This is a genomic window from bacterium, from assembly GCA_004322275.1.
In the GTDB taxonomy this organism is placed as follows: Bacteria; Desulfobacterota; Deferrisomatia; order Deferrisomatales; family BM512; genus SCTA01.
Map to the genome: position 1 here is coordinate 32,252 of SCTA01000005.1, position 18,391 is coordinate 50,642.

At 61.4% G+C, this 18,391-nt stretch carries 12 protein-coding genes; 3 read left to right on the forward strand and 9 right to left on the reverse strand.

From position 1 onward, the window contains the following. Positions 1–85: 85 nt before the first annotated feature. From EPN96_01150 to EPN96_01170, 5 genes are read right to left on the reverse strand one after another with little or no spacing between them, the layout of a single operon-like run. Entirely contained in the window at positions 86–880 is a 795-nt protein-coding gene (locus tag EPN96_01150; GenBank protein TAL18405.1) for a DUF72 domain-containing protein, read from the reverse strand. Beyond that, positions 787–2,385 carry a hypothetical protein gene (locus tag EPN96_01155; protein ID TAL18406.1) on the reverse strand — a complete coding sequence of 533 codons (1,599 nt, stop codon included), beginning with the start codon at positions 2,383–2,385 and terminating at the stop codon, positions 787–789. The genes EPN96_01150 and EPN96_01155 overlap by 94 nt, the downstream gene beginning before the upstream one ends. 19 nt (positions 2,386–2,404) lie before the next feature. Beyond that, positions 2,405–3,310, reverse strand: a complete 906-nt coding sequence (locus EPN96_01160) for an ATP-dependent DNA ligase (protein TAL18407.1) — start codon at positions 3,308–3,310, stop codon at positions 2,405–2,407. Continuing rightward, positions 3,307–4,116, reverse strand: a complete 810-nt coding sequence (locus EPN96_01165; GenBank protein TAL18408.1) for a Ku protein — start codon at positions 4,114–4,116, stop codon at positions 3,307–3,309. The genes EPN96_01160 and EPN96_01165 overlap by 4 nt, the downstream gene beginning before the upstream one ends. After that, on the reverse strand, positions 4,113–4,880 hold the full coding sequence (locus EPN96_01170) for a hypothetical protein (protein TAL18409.1): 768 nt from the start codon (positions 4,878–4,880) through the stop codon (positions 4,113–4,115). Before EPN96_01170 ends, EPN96_01165 begins: the two co-directional genes overlap by 4 nt. Before the next feature lie 250 nt (positions 4,881–5,130). Here EPN96_01170 and EPN96_01175 point away from each other — a divergent pair, with 250 nt between their 5' ends. Next, the gene (locus EPN96_01175) at positions 5,131–7,890 is read left to right on the forward strand and encodes a hypothetical protein (GenBank protein TAL18410.1); all 2,760 of its coding nucleotides are present in this window, start codon (positions 5,131–5,133) and stop codon (positions 7,888–7,890) included. A gap of 84 nt (positions 7,891–7,974) precedes the next feature. Here EPN96_01175 and EPN96_01180 read toward each other — a convergent pair whose 3' ends face one another. The 4 genes from EPN96_01180 to EPN96_01195 all read right to left on the reverse strand — a co-directional run bounded on the left by EPN96_01180 (position 7,975) and on the right by EPN96_01195 (position 15,160). Beyond that, entirely contained in the window at positions 7,975–8,676 is a 702-nt protein-coding gene (locus EPN96_01180; protein TAL18411.1) for a hypothetical protein, read from the reverse strand. A 423-nt stretch (positions 8,677–9,099) separates the two neighbouring features. Further along, positions 9,100–10,800: a response regulator gene (locus tag EPN96_01185; protein TAL18412.1), complete on the reverse strand. Its 1,701-nt coding sequence runs from the start codon at positions 10,798–10,800 to the stop codon at positions 9,100–9,102. Next, on the reverse strand, positions 10,788–14,189 hold the full coding sequence (locus EPN96_01190) for a response regulator (protein ID TAL18413.1): 3,402 nt from the start codon (positions 14,187–14,189) through the stop codon (positions 10,788–10,790). The genes EPN96_01185 and EPN96_01190 overlap by 13 nt, the downstream gene beginning before the upstream one ends. Further along, positions 14,186–15,160 (reverse strand): protein-glutamate O-methyltransferase CheR, encoded by a 975-nt coding sequence (locus EPN96_01195; GenBank protein TAL18414.1) that lies wholly within the window; start codon positions 15,158–15,160, stop codon positions 14,186–14,188. The genes EPN96_01190 and EPN96_01195 overlap by 4 nt, the downstream gene beginning before the upstream one ends. A 329-nt stretch (positions 15,161–15,489) precedes the next feature. On the opposite strand from EPN96_01195, the gene EPN96_01200 reads away from it, so the two are divergent. After that, positions 15,490–17,127: a tetratricopeptide repeat protein gene (locus tag EPN96_01200; GenBank protein TAL18415.1), complete on the forward strand. Its 1,638-nt coding sequence runs from the start codon at positions 15,490–15,492 to the stop codon at positions 17,125–17,127. A gap of 46 nt (positions 17,128–17,173) precedes the next feature. Next, a complete protein-coding gene (locus EPN96_01205) occupies positions 17,174–18,391 on the forward strand; it encodes a glycosyltransferase family 9 protein (GenBank protein TAL18416.1) in 1,218 nt (405 codons plus the stop codon).

Below are 18,391 nucleotides of genomic sequence, written 5' to 3' on the forward strand. Positions count from 1 at the left end.
GTCCTCCGCCGGTGAGCCCCGAATATGGCAGACAAACCGCGTTAAAACCCGTGTTTTTGCGTGAAGGCGGCGGGCCGGGGTTTGCTCAGGTCAGTGCGGCCAGCTCCCGGAAGCGTAGCGCTTCGCCCGGCCCCTTCGCCTCTTCTTCGTGCTTGAAGAAGACGAAGCATTTCTCCAGATTCCTTGCGCGGATTCGCTTTGCCCATTCCGCGAGGTCCCCTTCTGTGTAATTCGAGCGGCGAAGACGAAGGTAGCCCCAGTTCGCTAAGCCGGATATATCGTTCAACGGCGCTTCGTCGGTGTCGGCGGTACAGAGGCAGTGGCCGCCGCTTTCGAGGAGCCCGGTTACGCCTCCTTCGAGCCAGTCCGGGTTCCGAAACTCGAAGGCGCAGCGGAAATTTCCGGGGATGAGGCGCAGAAAATCCTCAAGCCGGGGAAGATTCGCCCGGAAGTTGGCGGGAAACTGGAAGAGGACCGCCCCTAGCTTGTCCCTGAGGGCCGGGATGGTCCGAAAGAAGTAATCCGTTTCCTGCTCCACCTCCTTCAGCCGCTTTCTGTGCGTTATTACCTGCGGCGTCTTGAGGGCGAAGACGAAATCCGAAGGCACCTGCTTCACCCAGGAGGCGAGAACCTCCCTGGTGGGCATGTGATAGAAGGTGTAGTTAATCTCGACCGCGCCCAGCCGCTCGCCGTAGAAGCGCAGCATCTCCTTCGGGTCGATATCCCCGGGGTAGAAGAGTCCCCGCCATTCCTTGTGCGCGTAGCCGCTGGTGCCGACGTGAATTTTCATCCCTCTACCTCGCGGATTGCTTCGCTTGCGGGTTTGTCGTCGCGCATCCTCAAAAAGACAGGGTGCCTGAGGAGTCCCTCTTCGGTCCATTCCGTGAAGGCCACCTCGCAGACAAGTTCCGGCCGCACCCAGGTGGCCGGGGCGTTGGTCTCCGGCGCGGCCTTGAAGGGGCAATCCTGCTGAATCAGGGGCTCCAAACGCTCGTAGATCCTTTTCAGGTCTTCCTCGCCGAACCCTCCTCCCGAATGGCCGATGGAAACAAGCTCGCCCCCTTCGTAAACCCCGAGAATCAGCGAGCCGAAATAGCGCCTCCCCCCTCGCGGCGAGGTGAACCCTCCGATCACCGCGTCCTGCGTCCGCTGTCTCTTGAGCTTCAGCCAGTGGCGGCTTCGCACCCCCGCCCGGTAAGCGCTCAGGCCGTGCTTGGCGACGATGCCTTCGAGCCCCTTTGCCAGCGCGACCCTGAAGAACAGCAGCCCGTCCTTCCTGACGTGATCGCTAAAGCGGATGCGCTGGGAATGGGGGAGAATCTTTTTCAGAAGCTCCTTCCTTTTGACCAGCGGAACTCCGGTAAGGTCGCGCCCCTCAAGATAGAGGAGGTCGAAGACGTAGTAGAGGAGATACCCCTTTCCGGCTTTGGAGTAGTTTTGCAGCAGCTGAAAATCGGGCTGCCCCTTTTCGTCCACGGCTACGATCTCGCCGTCGAGCACCGCCTCGAACCGAAGATCGCGTAGCGCCTCCGCGACGGGGGCGAATTTCTCGCTTAGCGAAAGGAGGTTGCGGGAGTAGAGAGAGACCTCGCCGCCCCGGACTTCGGCGATGGCCCGGTACCCGTCCCATTTCACCTCGAAGAGCCACTCCGGATTGTCGAAGGGCTCCTTCGCGGTGGTCGCCAGCATTGGCCGGACCAGGTGAGGCATCGGCCCCTGCGGAGCGCCGCCAAGCTCTTCGCTCTCCAGCGTCTCCCGGAGACGGACGGCGTCTGCCTTCCTTTGCGCGGAGGGCTTCCCCGTCTTTTCTTCGAGTAGCTCTTCGAGGCTCCTTCCCGACGCGACCGAGCGGTTCTCCGAAAGAATCTCTTCCCTGCTCGCGTGGCTGTCCTTCTTCTTCAGAAGGAGCCACGATTTTTCGTCTTTCCGCGTCTTCACGAGAGCGAATTCGCCCCGGAGCTTCTCGCCTTCGAGAACGAACTTGAAATCCCCCTTCCGAAGCCCCTCAAGCAGGAGTTTTTCGCCCTCCGCTCCCTCCGGCGCGGCGGGGTGGCGGTAAAAACCCCTGTCCCAGATGATTACGCCCCCCGCGCCGTAATTGCCCTCGGGGATAACGCCCTCGAAATCCCTGTAATCGAGAGGGTGGTCCTCGACTATCACAGCCAGCCTCTTCACCGCCGGGTCCAGCGAAGGCCCCTTCGGGCAGGCCCAGCTCTTGAGAACTCCTTCCAGCTCGAAGCGAAGATCGTAATGGAGAGCGCGGGCCGCGTGCTTGTGGACGACGAAGCGCAGCCGCCCCTCGCCGGGGCTCTCCTTCGGCCCCGGTTCGGGAGTCTCTCCGAATTTCCGTTTGGCTGCGTATTCTTCAAGTCCCTTGTCGGCCATCTCCGGCGGTTTCCTTCGCTTACAGGTGGGGCAGCGTCTGTTTTATCGTGAGCAGTTCCCGGAAGAGGTCGCCCTTCTCCCCTGCACGCCGAAGCGCCTCCTCGTGACTTACCGGCAGCTTTTCCGGGTCTCCCTCCGCCGCCAGGGCTTCCAGCTCTTCCCAGCCGAGGGGGAAGGAGACGAAGGGCGCTTCCCGCGCCCGCAGGGAATAGACGCAGATCGTCGTCTTTTTCGGGTCGTTCTGCTCCCAGTTGATGAAGACCCTCCCGGCGCGCTCCGTTTTCGCCATTTTCGCCGTCACGAGGTCCGGGTATTTTTTCTCCACCGTCAGCGCAACTGCCCGCGAAAAGGTCTTGGTGTCCTCGAAGGCCGCCCCCGGCAGATTAAGCGGCATATAGACGTGAAGACCCTTCTGGCCCGAGGTCTTGACGAAGCTTTCGAGACCGAGCCGGTCAAAGAGGCCGCGCAGGATGAGCGCGACCCTTGCGCAGTCGAGTAGGTCCGCCCCCTCGCCGGGGTCAAGGTCGAAGACGACATAATCGGGCGTCGCGGGAGATTGTGCCCTTGCCAGAGGCACGTGGAGTTCGAGGGTAGCGAGGTTGGCCGCCCAGATGAGGGTCGGGAGGTCGTTGACGAGGCAGACCGTCATCCGCTCGCCCTCCTCACGGAGGATTTCGCCCGTCTCCACCCACGCCGGACGGTGGGAGGGGCAGCGCTTCTCGAAGAAGTACTCCCCCTCCACCCCGTCGGGATAGCGCTTAAGAGTGAGCGCCCGGTCTTTCAGATGGGGCAGGATGAACTCCGAGATGCGGCGGTAATACTCGATTACCTGCGCCTTCGAGAAATTGCAGGAAGGATAGAGGATTTTTTCGAGGTTCGAGAGGGAGAGCTGACGCCCGGAAATCTCGACGGCGCTTTTGCTCACTGGTTCTTGTCCACGGCGCGCATCGCCTCTTCGAGCGCCGCCATCAGGTCGGGCGGGACAGCGCCCTCCTCCTCCACGACCTCGGGAGGCTGAACCGGGGTGGATTCCCTGGCTTTCTTCTCCAGAAGTCCATGGATTTTTTCCCGCCTTGCGTCGGCGTATTTGCCGGGGTCGAACTGGGCCGTCATCTTCCCGATGGTTTCCTTTATCCGGCTCTTCTCCTCGCCAAAGACAACACTTTCCTTAGGCGCAAGCTCGTCGCCGGGGAGCACCTCCGCGCTGTAGTGGAGAGTGACGAGGGCGAGCGCACCCTCCCTGCTGGTTACCGCCACGAGATACTCCCTCTCGGCCAGCACGAACTTCGCGAGCCCCGCCCTGTTCGTCTGGCGCATCGCTTCGGCCAGCAGCCGGTAGGACTTTTCGCCTCCCTTCAGGGGAACGAGATAATACGGGTGATCGAAGTAGACCGGATCCACCTCATTAAGATCGATGAACTCGATAATCTCTATCGTGCGGCTCCGCTCGGGCGAAACGGATTCCAGCTCCTCCTCCGTGACGGGCAGGTAGTTGCCGGGAGAAAGTTCGTAGCCCCGGACAATCTCCTCCGGGGGGACCATCGCTTCCTCGGCGGGACAGAACATTCTTCGCGCAAGCGGCGAATAATCAGCGTCGTGGAGCAGCCGGAAGGAGATTCGCCCAGGCGCGACCGCCCGGACCAGCCGGACAGGTATCGCCACGAGGCTGAAACTGACCGTCCCGCTCCAGATTCCATGCCCCGGCGGTGCGGGGGCCTTCTCCGCGCTCATGCGACCTTCCGGAGGCTGGCTTCGAGCGCCTCAAGCAACTTCTCCGGCGAGGTGGGCTCAAGGAGCCTGGGCCGCGGGAGCCCGGCTTCTTCCCCTCGCGCCTTTTTCTCGATAAGCCGGTGCAGCTTCTTCTGGTGCTCGTCTTCAAATTTCTGCGGCGCGAAAGGAGCGGTCAACTGCCCGATGAGATCCCTCCCTATCCTCACTTCCTTTTCGGAAACGGCAATCTCCTGAAGCTCAAGAGAATTTGCGGCTATAACCTCGTCGCCGTACCGAAGCGCGCAAAGGCGCAGCATCTTCCCGCCGGGGAGAAGAGCGCCGAGATACGAGCGCTTTCTCATGGTCCAGGTGCAGATACCCGCCACGCCCGTCTCCCGCATCGCCTCCAGCAGTTCGCCGTACCCGTCGCCGTCAGCTTCCAGGTTGTAGGCTCGTCCGAAAAAGAGGGGGTCGAGCTGCCCGGCCCTGACGAATTCGTGGACCTCGATTATACGGCTGGACTCCGGATCGGCCGGGGCCAGTTCCTCAGGGTCGACGATTATGTATTTCCCCGTTCCCTCCAGCTCGTATCCCTTTATCTGCTCCTCCGGAGGCACCGGCTTCTTTTCGTAGGCGCAGATCATCTGTTGGTGAAGCCTCACCCCGTCGGGGCGGTGGAGGAGGTGAAACTGTATCCTCTCCTCCCTGACGGCGGCGTGCAGTTTCACCTCCACGCTTATGTCGCCGAAATGTACGGACCCTTTCCAGAGCGTTCCCCTGGTCATCGTGACTCCCCGCAATTCATCGGTGTTTCGCTGCCTTGCCTTAGAAAAAGTTTAACACCGCGCGGCCCCGTGTCCATCGGAGAGGCGCAAATGCCAAAAATCCGGCGCGATCTCCGAAAGGCCCATTTACGGACAAGCCCTGAATGAACCTCTTTTTTGACATTGCCGGAAGGGGGTATAGGCTTTTTGCATAGGCTCTGAAACGGGACTTCAATCTGGCCGCACGAACGGCGGCAAAAGGAGGGAAAGGATGGATTCGCGAAGACACAGGGCACGATCGATTCCGGCGCTCATGGCGGCCGCCGTTTTCCTGACGGCGGGTCAGGGGCTTGCGCAGCCCCCCGACTACACGAAACCGAACTATACCAACAGCCCCATACTGCGGAAGTTCGTGGATTCGCTGCCGGGCCTCGGACCGGCGGGAGCGAACAACCTGGGGCAATACATTCCGATAGCGGTGCCGGACACGACAACCTTCCCCGGCTCCGACTATTATACTATCGGGCTCTACGACTACACCCAGCAGATGCACTCGGACCTCCCCGCCACCAAGCTTCGCGGCTATCGCGACACGAATCCGGCCGCCGACGGGCAAAACCACTACCTCGGGCCGCTGATCATCGCCGAAAAAGACAAGCCGGTAAGGGTGAAATTCACGAACTCCCTTGCGGCGGGCGCGGCAGGCAACCTCTTCCTCCCGGTGGACACCACCATAATGGGAGCAGGACAGGGCCCCGTCGCGGGTGAGAACTACACCCAGAACCGCGCGGGCCTCCACCTTCACGGCGGCCTGACTCCGTGGATAAGCGACGGCACGGCGCACCAGTGGATCACGCCTGCTGCGGAGACCACCTCCTATCCCAAGGGCCTCAGCACCGTCAACGTCCCCGACATGCCGGATCCCGGAGCCGGGGCGATGACGATGTTCTACCCCAACCAGCAGAGCGGCAGGCTGATGTTCTACCACGACCACGCCTACGGCCTCACGGGCCTCAACGTCTACGCGGGCGAAGCGTCGGGCTACCTGCTGACGGACCCTGCGGAACAAGGTCTCGTGACCGACGGAATAATCCCGGCCGACCAGATTCCCCTGATCATTCAGGACAAGACCTTCGTCCCCGACCCCGTCAAGCTGGCGGCCACGGACCCCCTATGGGACACGGCCAACTGGGGCGGAATGGGCAGTCTCTGGTTCCCCCACGTCTACCAGCCGAATCAGGACCCCAATGCGCTCGACGGGCTGAACCCCCTGGGCCGGTGGGATTACGGGCTCTACGTCTGGCCGCCGGTTAACACCACCGGACCTTTGCCGGACATCTCCCACGTGCCCGAGGCCTTCATGGACACGCCCGTGGTCAACGGCACCGCGTACCCGTACCTCAACGTCCTGCCGAAGGCCTATCGTTTCAGGGTTCTCAACGCCTGCAACGACCGGTTCCTCAACCTCCAGCTTTACTACGCCGTGGGCGACACGGCCGATCCGGACGGAATTCACAGGAATTCCGGCGAGGCGGACCTCACCCGCCCCGGCCCTGTCTTCTACCAGATCGGCAACGAGGGCGGACTCATGCCCGCCGTCGCGCTGCTCAACAATCCTCCGCGACAGGTCGGCTACAACCTTGACATGCGCAGCGGAACCTTCATGAACGTCACGCAGTACAATCTCCTCCTCGGCCCGGCCGAGCGCGCCGACATCGTCATCGATTTTTCGGCAGTTCCCCCCGGCTCCAAGCTGATCCTCTACAACGACGCGCCAGCCCCTCTGCCGATGGAGGACATCCGCTACAGCTACTACACCGGAAACCCGGACCTCACCGCCTTCGGCGGCGCTCCCTCCACCCTGCCGGGTTACGGCCCCAACGTCCGCACCCTCATGCAGTTCCGTGTAGACGGAGCCCCGGCGGCCGCCTTCGATTCGGCGGCGCTCTCGGCGGCTCTTCCGGCGGTGTTCGCCCAGACCCAGCCGCCCGCCATCGTGCCCCCCGGCATCTACGGCAACAACGCCATGGCCAGCACGGTGGGCCCGCCCCAGACTCTCAACGGCATACCCATCAAGATCAAGACGCTGACCGAGGGATTCGACGACCTCGGCCGCATGAACGCGGTGCTGGGCGACACCACGGTGAGCGTGAACAACCAGGGCCACACCACCTTCGGCCTCCCGTTCATCGCGCCTCCGACCGAGTACCTCCCCGCCGGAACAACCCAGGTTTGGGCGATAGCCCACAACGGCATCGACTCGCACATCATCCACTTTCACCTGCTCAACGTGCAGGTCGTCAACCGGGTTGACATAACCGGCCAGATATACCCTCCCGATCCGAACGAGACGGGGTGGAAGGAAAGTGTCCGTTTCGACCCATTTCTCGTCACCTTCATCGCGGTCAGGCCCGCTCCTCCCACCCTGCCCTTCGAGGTCCCGGTGAGCATCCGTCCTCTTGACGTGACAACGCCCTCCACCGGCGCGCTGGGGAGCACTTACGACCCCGTTGCGAACCCCAATCCGCTGACCAACTTCGGCTGGGAATACGTCTGGCACTGCCACCTTCTGGGCCACGAAGAAAACGACATGATGCGCCCCACGGTATTCCAGGTAGTCCCCAACACCCCCGCCGCGCCGACGGCCGCTGCGGGTAACGGAAAAGCGACGGTGACAATCACGGCTCCGGCGGACGGCGGCAGCGCGATTACGAACTATACGGTAATCTCCGACCCGCCCGGCGGCGTGGACCAGAACGCCGGAACCGCCGCAACCACCCACACCATCACGGGACTCACCAACGACGTGTCTTATACCTTCACCGTGACGGCCACCAACGCCATAGGAACGGGCAACGTTTCGGCCCCGTCCGCAAGCGTAACGCCGACCGCTACTGCGGGCGGGAACGGCGGAGGAGGCGGGGGAGGGTGCTTCCTCCAGACCCTCGGAGGAGAGGCCGGGCCTTCGGCGGCCGGACTGGCCCTGTTCCTCCTTATCTCCATACCCTTCCGGCGCAAAGAGCGCGAATAGCGCGAACCTGACCATAGCGGTGTAAACCGAAAAGGGGCGGGCCCGATTGGACCCGCCCTTCTTTATTTCTCCGTCGCTACCTGTCTACCGCCCCGCAGCCGCCTTTGACTGGGCTTCCACGAGGGCGTCCACTATCCGGTCGTGCTGGTCTACGGGAACCTTCTCGGGCGCGATATCGGCCATCGCCCTGACGACCGCGTCCCACTCCTGCCGGGTTCTTTGTTTCGCGAAAATCTCGCCGGGCTCATGGCAGGACAGGCAGTGCGTTTCGAGCTCCGTCGGGGCGGCTGCGCTACCGGCCTTCGGGCTCCGGGTCTCGGTCAGATAAAAGAGTATCTGGGTTGCCTCGTCAGGTCTGATGCGCGGCCACGCGATCATCGTCATTTCTTCGACCACCTTTTCCCAGTTATGGGCGGGTCTCGGCCTCAAGACGGTCTCCAGCAGGTGGCAGGTGCTGCACCGTTCGATCAGCAGTTCCTTGCCCATTGCGAGATCCGGTTCCCCCTTGTCGGGCGCGTGAGAGAGGTAGGGTTTTTGCTGCGTCATCCGCACGAAATAGTGGGCAAGACCGCTCCCGGCGGTGAGAAAGGAAAGAAGGAGCACAAAGACTCCCAGGGGGAAAAGGTGTTTTCTAAAGCCGGGGTATTTGCCCGGAATGGCGATTTTGAGCAGAAGAAGCAAGGGGATGGCGAAGGCCGTTGTGTAGTGGAATACGATGCGCGCCGGATGCTCCTCCCAGAAAGAGTAGAAACGGACGAACATCGTTACAAAAAGGACGAGGAACAAGGCAGAAAAAACCCATCCAGAGAGTCGGTGCCAAAAGAGTTGGCGCGAAGTCGACTGGCTTTCGGGCCGCCCGAGGCGGCCCAGCATTATTACAGTCGCCGCGACGCCGCACAGAAGAAAGACGCTGGTAAGAATTGCGGATGGAAGGGGAGTCATCTCTCGCTCCTTGGGGGCTTCGCGCTGGCGGGTTCGGACCAGCCGCCGAACCGGCCGCGTTTTCTGCGACCGGCGCGGCAGGAAACCTTTTGGCTTACGCGCAAGCATAGTGTGACCGGGGCGGCTGTCAAGAAAACGCACCGGCTTTTCGCCTTATACGGGAGCGGTCAAAACTTTCGGGTCACGGAGTTTGGGATTTTGAGGAAATTATGAGGTGAGAATTCGTTATTTTGTTTACGATTGCCGAAAACGAGGTGGCGGTCCGCTTCAGGTTTTGGCCGTCTTTTTTTCCGCCACCTCGAAGAGCACCCGATAGAGTTCTTCCACGTCGATGGGCTTGGTTACGCAGTCGTCCATCCCGGCCTCAATAAAGCGCTCGCGGTAATCCTGCGTGGCGTGGGCGGTCAGGGCGACGACGGTGATGTTTTGCAGGGTCTCCCCGCAGCTTCCCTCGCGGATTTTCCGCGTGGCCTCAAGGCCGTTGAGCCCCGGCATCTTCACGTCCATCAGCACCACGTCAAAGGCCTCGCGGGAGAGGGCCTCCAGCGCCTTGAAGCCGTCTTCGGCGACGACTACGGTATGACCTTCCAGCTCTAACAGGTCTCGGCCTACGATCTGGTTCACCGGCTCGTCCTCGGCGAGAAGTATCCGCATCGGGGCGGGTTTTTGCCTCTTTCGCCTGACGTACAGCTCCCGTAGCGGACTTTTGGTTCTGGCTTCGCCGAATTCAACGGTGAAGGAAAAGACGCTGCCGGCTCCGGGAGCGCTCTGTGCCCTGATGCCGCCCCCCATGAGGGTTACGAGCTGCCGCGAGATGTTGAGCCCGAGGCCGGTGCCGCCGTGGTGGGCGTGGTGCGAGCCGCCGCACTGGTAAAAGGCTTCAAATATTCTGTCCAGCTTTTCGGGGGGGATGCCGATGCCTGTGTCCCTGACCTCGAACAGGAGCCGATAGCGATCCTCCGGGCGTGAGGAGTCCAGCCCTACCTGCACCGTCACCGAGCCGGTTTCAGTGAATTTTACCGCGTTTCCGAGGATGTTGATCAGCACCTGGCTCAGCCTGCCCCAGTCGCCGTGAACCCTCTCCGGGACCTCGGGTGCGACGGTGTTGTTTAGCGCAAGCCCCTTCTGGGAGGCCACGGCTCCGATCGTCGAGAAGACCAGTCCGAGTTTTTCCGTAAGGTCGAAATCCTCGTTGTGAAGCTCGACCATGCCCGCTTCTATCTTTGAAAAATCGAGAATGTCGTTGATTATGTCCAGAAGGGCCTTGGCGGAGCGCTTTACGAGGCCGAGGTACTGGGCGGCCTTCGGAGGGAGCTCTTCCATCAGCGCAAGCTCGGTCATGCCGATGACGCCGTTCATAGGCGTGCGTATCTCGTGGCTCATCTGCGCCAGAAAATCGCTCTTCGCCCGGTTGGCGGCCTCGGCGGCCTCCACCGCCTCCTTGAGCTGGCGGGTGCGTCTTTCCACCAGCTCTTCCAGGTGCTGGTTGACCCTGTGCACCTCTTCGTCGGCGAGGCGGTGGCGAAGCATGACCCGGATCCGGGCGGACAGTTCGAGGTTGTCCACCGGCCTCGCGATGAAGTCGTTCGCTCCCGCCTCCAGCCCCTCGGCGCGCAACGCGGGATTGGACTTGTGGGCGGTTATGAGGATAACGGGGATACGGGAGGTGCGCTCGTGAGTTTTGAGCCTCCGGCACATCTCTATGCCGTCCATCTCCGGCATCTGGACGTCGATAAGCGCCCCATCCACCTCTTCCACGGCGGCCAGCGCCAGCCCCTGCTTCGCACCCCGCGCGGGTATCACCGAGCATGAGGGGAAGAACTGGTTGATGACCTGCTCCAGAGTGAAGAGGTTGTCGGGGTTGTCGTCCACCACCAGAAGCCTGGCTTTAAGTTCCATCGGGGTTTCCTGCGATCGGGCTCCGGGCCGGGCAAACCCCGGGGAGCCGGTAACTGTTAGCGCATCCATTTGCGTATTACCGAAGCGAGCTCGACGGTATCCACCGGTTTAGGTATGTAGTCGTCGAAACCCGCCGCGAGGAGCGCCTCCCTGTCGCCCTTCATCGCCTTAGCGGTCAGGGCCACCACCGGAATGTCGCTGAGGGAGGGGTCTTCCTTCAACCGGCGCGTCGCGTCGATGCCGCTGAGCACCGGAAGCTGCACGTCCATGAGGATGAGGGCGGGGCGAAGCCTGGCTGCCGCCTCCAGAGCCTGTGCGCCGTCCTCGGCTATCTCGTACCTGTGACCGAGTTCCTCCAGAATCGCCGACATCGTAAAGCGGTTGTCGGGGTTGTCCTCGACAAGGAGAATGACCTCGCCGGTACCGGCCCGGGCCGGGCGCGGCAGCGGAGCCGGTCCGGCGGAAACCTCCGCCGGGGCGGGGGCTTGCTTCGCCGTCTCGTATCCCAGCAGCCGGGAAACCTTGGCCACCAGCTCCTCGCGGTCGATCGACCCCTTCTGGATAAGCTCCTGCACGTTGTTGTGAGAAAGTTTCGACCGGTCGGCCGCGGTCAGCTCCTTCGCCGTGAGCACCAGCACCGGCAGGCGGGCCGTCCTTTCGGTCGAACGGAGCTGTTCGAGCACCTCGAAACCGTCCACGTCCGGCATCATCAGGTCGAGGATTATGGCGTCGGGCGTGATGACGGCGATTTTACGGAGCGCTTCGGCCCCTCCGGAGGCGGTCTCAACCCCGAACCCCGCCTCTTCCAGCGCGGAGCGTATCTGGAGGGTGGCGATGGAGTTGTCTTCGACGGCGAAGATAAGGCCTCTGCTCTCTTTCGGCCCCTTCCGCCCTGCGGGGGGTTTCGCGCTCTCCCCGGCAAGCCTGGAAATCTCGGAGACGTAATAAGCCTTGTCCACCGGCTTTAAGGCGTAGCCGGAGACGCCGAGGGCCTCGCCGGTGTCGCGGTCGTCGCTAACCGACACGACCATTACGGGAATAGCGGCTGTTTCGGGCGAGGCCTTGAGCCGCGAGATCACCTCCCACCCGTCCATGTCCGGCATGATTACGTCAAGCGAGATGGCCGAGGGTTTTTCCCTCCGCGCCGCCTCTATCGCCTTTCTTCCCGAGGAGGCGGTTACGACCCGGTACCCGGCCGATTCGAGGTAGCTTTTCAGCGACCGGCGCTCGGACTCCTCGTCGTCGATGACAAGCACTGTCTTTACGTCTGCGGACGGCCCGGAGGACTTCGCCACGGCTTGAACCGGTTTTTCGGCCTCGCCGGAGGGGGGCTCACCGAGAGGGAGGTAGAGGACGAAGGTGCTTCCCTCGCCGGGCTGCGATTCCACCGCTATATGGCCGCCGAGTAGCCTCGCCAGCTTCTGGCAGATCGCCAGGCCGAGGCCGGTCCCCTCGTGCCGCCGGGTGGTGGAGCCGTCCACCTGCCGGAATTCGTCGAAGATGAAGGCCATGTCCCTGGCCTCGATACCGATACCCGTATCCCTGACCGAGAAAAGCACGAAGCCGTCTTTTTGGGAGAGGCGAACCTCCACCTCTCCGCGCTCGGTGAACTTGACGGCGTTCCCCATGAGGTTTGTTAGAATCTGCCTCACCCTTTCCATGTCGGAGATCATGGCGGGGGCGTCGCCGCCGAGGGTCAGCTTGAGCCCTTTGGCCCGGGCGAGGGGTTCGACGGTCTCAACCACCCTCTCAGCCACCGCGCGAGGCTCGAAGCGTTCGGCCACAAGCTCAAGCTTGCCGCTCTCTATCTTGGAGAGGTCGAGGATGTCGTTGAGGAGCGCGAGGAGGTGGCGCCCGTTGCGCTCGATGACCCGGAGATACTCCTGCTCCTGCGCCGGATTCTTGCCCGCCCCGCGCGAAATCATGAGCTGCGAGAGCGCCAGCACGCTGTTAAGCGGCGTGCGAAGCTCGTGGCTCATGTTGGAGAGGAATTCGGACTTGAGCCTGTCCGCCTCCTGCAGCCTCGCCTGCTGCTCTTCCAGTTCGGCGGTCTGCGACCGAAGCTCATGGGATTGAGCCTGAAGTTCGTTGTTCGCCGCGGACATCTCCTGATTCGCCGCGTTCAGTTCGTCGGTCTTCCTTAGGAGGGACTCGTTGCTTGCCTGGGCTTCGGCCAACAGTTCCTGAATGCGCTTGGCCTGCGCCGCCGTGTAGATGGAAGTGGCTATTATCACCCCGGCGGCGTCGAGGAAAGCCCGGCGGATTTCGTCGATCTCCTCGAAGGAGGCCACCTCCAGTACGCCCAGAAGGGAATCCTCGTAAACCAGGGGAATGGCATAGATGGATCTGGGGGGCTCGCTGATGGTCCCGCTTCGGACCACGGCTTCTCCTCTGCGGATGTTGGCAAGAAGAATGGGCTTGCGCTCCAGGGCGACCTGCCCGACGATTCCCTCTCCCGGCTTGAAGGAGATTGCGACGTGCTCCCCTGTCGCCAGCGCGTAGGAAGAGCGAAGAAAGCACCTTCCTTCGTTCCCGGCAAGAATATAGAGCGCCCCGGAGCAGGCGTCTATGTAACGCGAAACGGAGGTGACGCTCTTGTCGAGGAGTTTTTCATAGGATTCGCTCTCCAGCAGCTCCCGGTTCAGGCTGTTTTGCCCGTCGCGGAGCCAGAACTGGTTTTCGAGCGCGTCGATGAGCCCGTTGAAGTGGCGCGCCATCTCGGCGATCTCGTTTTTCCCTTCAACTCCGGACCTTGAGAGCTTTCCGGTCTTCGTAATCTCGGACATCGTCCCCTTTAGCGACGTTACGGAGAAAACGATGCTCCGAAGGATGAGATACAGGAGGAGCGCGGAGAACGCGGCGGCGGTGAGGACGATAACAATGGACGTAGAACGGGCATCCAGCTCCACCCTTTCGGCGTCGGCCTTGAACCCTATCGCCTTGTTGCGGGAGTAGGCGTAGAGTTCCTGCATTTTCTGCTCTGTGCGCCTTATGTGGGGTTTGGCCGTGTTCTCACGCCACAGGGCGGCGGTCTGCCGGTCGCCCGCGGCTATGAGCCGGAGGGTTTCCTCCCGTATGGGTTTCCAGGCCGCGAAGAGCTCGCGGGCCTCTTTCTCGATGGCTCCGCCCTCATCTCCGAGAATTCTTTCCTTCACGATGTCCAGATTCTCGTAGACCTTCTTCTCCTCTTCCCTGAGGATGGCGTAGCTTTCGCTCTCGCGGAATTTTCCGCCGATCGAGAGGAGATCGTCCAGCGTGGTGTTCATCTTCACCACGCCCAGATTGGCCCGAAGGGAAGCGTTGGTGACCTCCAGGGGGTGTTCGTAAATGCTCTCGGTCAGCTCGGCCAGAATATTCATCTGGGAGAGCGAGAAAACCCCGAGGATAATTATCGTCGCCACCGTCAAGAACAGCGTAGCGGCCAGCCGGGTCTTGATGGAATAGTTGTCGAGTATCATTTATCCCTTCGTTTCACGGCGAACGGAAGTATTTCGGTCTTCTCGCCGGAGGGCGAAGCGACCGCCGGTGAGAGAGACTCGCCGGTCTTCCTGAAAATGCGGTTCCTGACGTCGACGGTCCGAAACCCCCCGGCGGCGGCTCCGCCGAGGAATTCGGCGGAGCCGAGCACAAGAATGCCTCCCGCGTCCAGCGAACGGTGGAGCTTGCCCAGAACGGCCTCCTGCAATTCTTTGGAAAAATAGATGAGGACGTTTCTGCAGAGCACCAGGTCGAACCCTCCGAACACGCTCTGGGCGGGTGCGAACCGCTCCCCGGCAGTCAAATCGTCGCCTGAGAATGCTACCATATTTTTTATTTCCGGGTGAACTTCTTGCTCCTCCCCGCTCTGGATGAAATAGCGGTCGAGGACTCCCAGCTTTACATTCTCCATTTTTTCCCGCCGGTATGAGCCGCGCCCGGCCGCCTGAAGGGATTTTTCGTTGATGTCGGTGCCGAAAACGAGGGGGCGCACCGGGCGCTCCTCATTTTTAAGGGCGCCGTGAAGCAGCATGGACACCGAATAGGCCTCTTCCCCCGTGGCGCAACCCGCGCACCAGACGCGGACCTCCCGGCACTTTCTTCTCGCGGCTTTCGAGACGATGTCCGGCAAGATGCTCTGGGCCAGGACCTCGAAGACGACGGGATCGCGGAAAAAGGAGGTGACGTTGACTGCGAGCACGCCGATCAACCGGTCGCACTCCGCGGGATCGCTGTAAAGGCGGGCGAGGTATTCGGAGGGATCCGAAATACCGGCCTGTTCCATCCGGTCTCCAAGCCGCTGGCGCAGGGTGGCGCGGCGGTAGCCCCCGAGGTCCAGGTTCCGCGAGCGTTTCAGATGGTCGAGCGCCTGGGCCAGCATGCGGCCAAGCGGGTCTCTCGCCCGCCCGGCGGCGGCCTTGGAACAGTTATCCCGGCTGTTTCTGAAAACCAAAATTTTTACCCTTCATTACGCATTCAAGCGCCGGCCGATTTCGCGGCGATAATTACCCGGTACCCATGAAAATACCCAAAAAGCGCGCAAGGCTGTTTGAAATAAGTTCAAGCCGGTTCCGGCGCTGTGCTTTTGCGCCGGAGGACACGAACATTTTACGATAACAGGCGCTGCAGCGCAAAAAAACTCCACCGCTTTCGCCGCGCGGGGCGAGTGTAAATTCCCCGCTTCGCTTTTGGGGTTGTTGCGGGTATTTTAACGTTCGTGTGTGCGCCACGGACAAGCTCTCGAACCGGGGTATCGCCTTGAGAACGCTGCTGGAAGGATTTTTGAGCTCTGGAAAAGAAGGGGCCGGGGATGGCCGGTTAAACGCCGCCGCGCTCGCCTTCGTCCTCTTTTGCGCCGCGCTTGCCTTCGGCCCCGTAACGGGCTTTGAGTTCCTCTACTGGGACGACCCTCTCTACGTAACGCAAAATACCTGGATACGGAGCCTTTCGCGGGAGAATTTATACCGCTTTTTCAGCGCGCCCCTCGAAGGAATCTACCAGCCTCTCACCTGGATCTTTTACGCCTTCCAGTACAAACTCGGAGAGCTGAACCCGAGGGTGTTCCACACCTTCAGCCTTTTTTTTCACCTCGCCAACACCGCGCTGGTTTACTTTTTCCTCCGTCTGCTCGACCGGAGGCTGGCGACTCCGCTTCTGGGGGCGCTTGTCTTCGCGCTCCATCCCCAGCGGGTTGAAACGGTCGCTTGGGTTTCGGCCCAGAAAGACCTTGTCTGCACGGCTTTTTTTCTCGGCTCCCTGATCGCCTGGCTTTGCTTCCGCGAAAGGCCTTCTACAGCCGGATATCTCTCCTGCTTCTCGCTCTTCGTGCTCGCCTGTCTGGCAAAATCGATGGCGGTGACGATACCCCTTTTGCTTCTCGCCATCGACTGGTATCAGGGAAGAAAAGACTACAAAAAGGCGCTTGCCGAAAAGCTTCCCTTTTTCGCGGTCTCCCTGTTTATCGGCTTCATGGCCATTGCAGCCAGGGAAGAGTTCGAGCCCCTTCTTCGGGAATTCACCTATAATCCTTCTTACAGGATTTTTTCGGCGTCTTACCGCCTCGTCTATTACCACCTCGCGCGCTTTTTCTACCCCTGGCTCGGGGGCGAGATGCTCTATCCCCGCTGGGAAGACCTCTCGGGCGGCGTCCCCCTCTCTTACGTCCTGCTGGCTCCCGCCCTCCTCGCGATTTTGCTTTTGACGTACGTATTCATCAGGCGCTTTCGAGATCTGGCCCTGATGACGTTTTTTTTCTTCCTGACCATCTTCCCTACTATCGGGATTATCTCCGTCGGCTCCTCCGCCGACAGGTACAACTACCTCCCTTCGGCAGCCCTCTCCTCCCTTTTCGCTCTTCTCGTCACCAAAATCCTTTCCCGCATCAAAATCCGCTCCGCGCTCCGGGCCAGCGTCCTTCTGGGGGGCATCTGCGTTTTTGTCCTCTCTTACGGCTACGGTGCGTATAAAATGACCTTCAACTGGAAGGACGACATAAGTTTTCTTGGCCACGTCATCGACAACTTCCCTGAAACGAGCGGACACGCGAGCAACAAGGCGACCGCATACCTTGACCGGGGGTGGGTTTACCTCGGCAGGGGAGACCCCGCGAGGGCGCTTTCGGACTTCGACGAGAGCCTGAGGCTCAAGCCGGGAAACGCGCCCGCTTACAAGGGAAGGGGTATTGCTCTCGAACAAACAGGCGACGTTCCCGGGGCGATAGATTCACTCAATAAATCGCTGGAGTCGGGATTTGAAACGCCCGATACTTATGCCGGGCTTGCGGCGCTCTACCTGAGCGCGGGAGAGCTCCCGGCAGCCCTGGAAAGCGCCCGCAGAGCGGCAGCCCTCGGATATCCCGTTCCCCCGGAACTCGCGGAAAAAATCAGGACCGCGCTCGAGGAAAAAGAAAGAACTCCTTGAGAACAATTGCCTTGAAAACCGAAGATTTTCCCCGGAGGAAAAGGCCATGAACGTCCCCCTCCTCCGGAAGCTCGATTACTGGCTGGGGATTCCCCTCTGCGGGGTTCTCACCGCCTGTCGGCGCATCTTCGGAAGCTCGAAGGAGATTCCCGGCGGGAAGATACGCAGCATCCTCTTTGTAAAGCTCGCCGAACAGGGCTCTACGGTGCTGGCCAGACCGGCTATCCTCCGGGCGATTGAGGAAGCGGGAAGAGACCACGTTCACTTTCTGGTTTTCGACGAGAACCGCCACATCCTCGACGCAATGAACCTCGTACCGCCGGGTAACATCCACACCGTTCCGTCCAGCGGCGCTTTCGACACCCTCCTCGGCTGCCTCGCGGCAGTCCGCGTCCTTCAAAAACTCGAGTTCGATGCGGCGGTGGATCTAGAGTTCTTTTCAAGGGGGACCGCGGTGCTTTCCTACCTTTCCGGGGCAAAAAGAAGGGCGGGATATCACGTCCCAGAGCTTACCGGCCCCTACCGGGGCGACCTCTTTACCGAACGTCTCAGCTTCAATCCCGTTTTGCACACCGAGGACGGTTTTCTTTCCCTCGTCGAGGCGGCGATTTCCTCCCCTCCGTACGCCCCCGCCCTCGACTGGCGGCCGCCGGAGCGCTTTGAGCGCGGGCCGGTGTTCAGCCCCTCCTGGGAGGACCTCGAATGGCTCAAAAACGTCAGGGAAGAGTTCCACGCTTCCGGCGCGCCGCTGATACTCCTCAATACAAACGCCGGGGAGCTGCTTCCCCTGCGCCGCTGGCCGGGGGAAAATTTCGTGGCGCTCGCGAAAAACCTCCTTGAGAGGTATCCGGAAATAAAAATCGCCTTCACCGGGACCGGCGGCGAAGCCGGGCTCGTCGAGGCGCTCGCGGCAAAAACCGGCAGTTCCCGCTGCTTTTCTCTCGCCGGAAGGACCTCCATCTCCAGGCTGCTCGCGCTCATGGAGAACTCCGAGGCTCTGGTCACGAGCGACAGCGGCCCCTCCCATTTCGCCAGCCTCACAGGAATCGGCACGGTCACTCTTTTCGGCCCGGAGACTCCGCTGCTCTTCGCGGCGAGGACAGCCCGCAACCGCGTAATAACCTCCGGCCTGGCCTGCAGCCCCTGCATGAACGCCTTCAACGGCAGGTCTTCAAACTGCAAAAGAAACATCTGCATGGAAAGGATAACCGTGGAGGAGGTCTTCGAGGCCGTCTGCCGAATATACGAAGAGCGCAAACGCTGA

Coding starts and splice junctions, on each gene's coding strand:
- EPN96_01150 (TAL18405.1), bottom strand. CDS start 880: ATGGACCGAAGAGGGACTCCTCAGGCACCCTGTCTTTTTGAGGATGCG.
- EPN96_01155 (TAL18406.1), bottom strand. CDS start 2,385: ATGGCCGACAAGGGACTTGAAGAATACGCAGCCAAACGGAAATTCGGA.
- EPN96_01165 (TAL18408.1), bottom strand. CDS start 4,116: ATGAGCGCGGAGAAGGCCCCCGCACCGCCGGGGCATGGAATCTGGAGC.
- EPN96_01170 (TAL18409.1), bottom strand. CDS start 4,880: ATGACCAGGGGAACGCTCTGGAAAGGGTCCGTACATTTCGGCGACATA.
- EPN96_01175 (TAL18410.1), top strand. CDS start 5,131: ATGGATTCGCGAAGACACAGGGCACGATCGATTCCGGCGCTCATGGCG.
- EPN96_01185 (TAL18412.1), bottom strand. CDS start 10,800: ATGGATGCGCTAACAGTTACCGGCTCCCCGGGGTTTGCCCGGCCCGGA.
- EPN96_01190 (TAL18413.1), bottom strand. CDS start 14,189: ATGATACTCGACAACTATTCCATCAAGACCCGGCTGGCCGCTACGCTG.
- EPN96_01205 (TAL18416.1), top strand. CDS start 17,174: ATGAACGTCCCCCTCCTCCGGAAGCTCGATTACTGGCTGGGGATTCCC.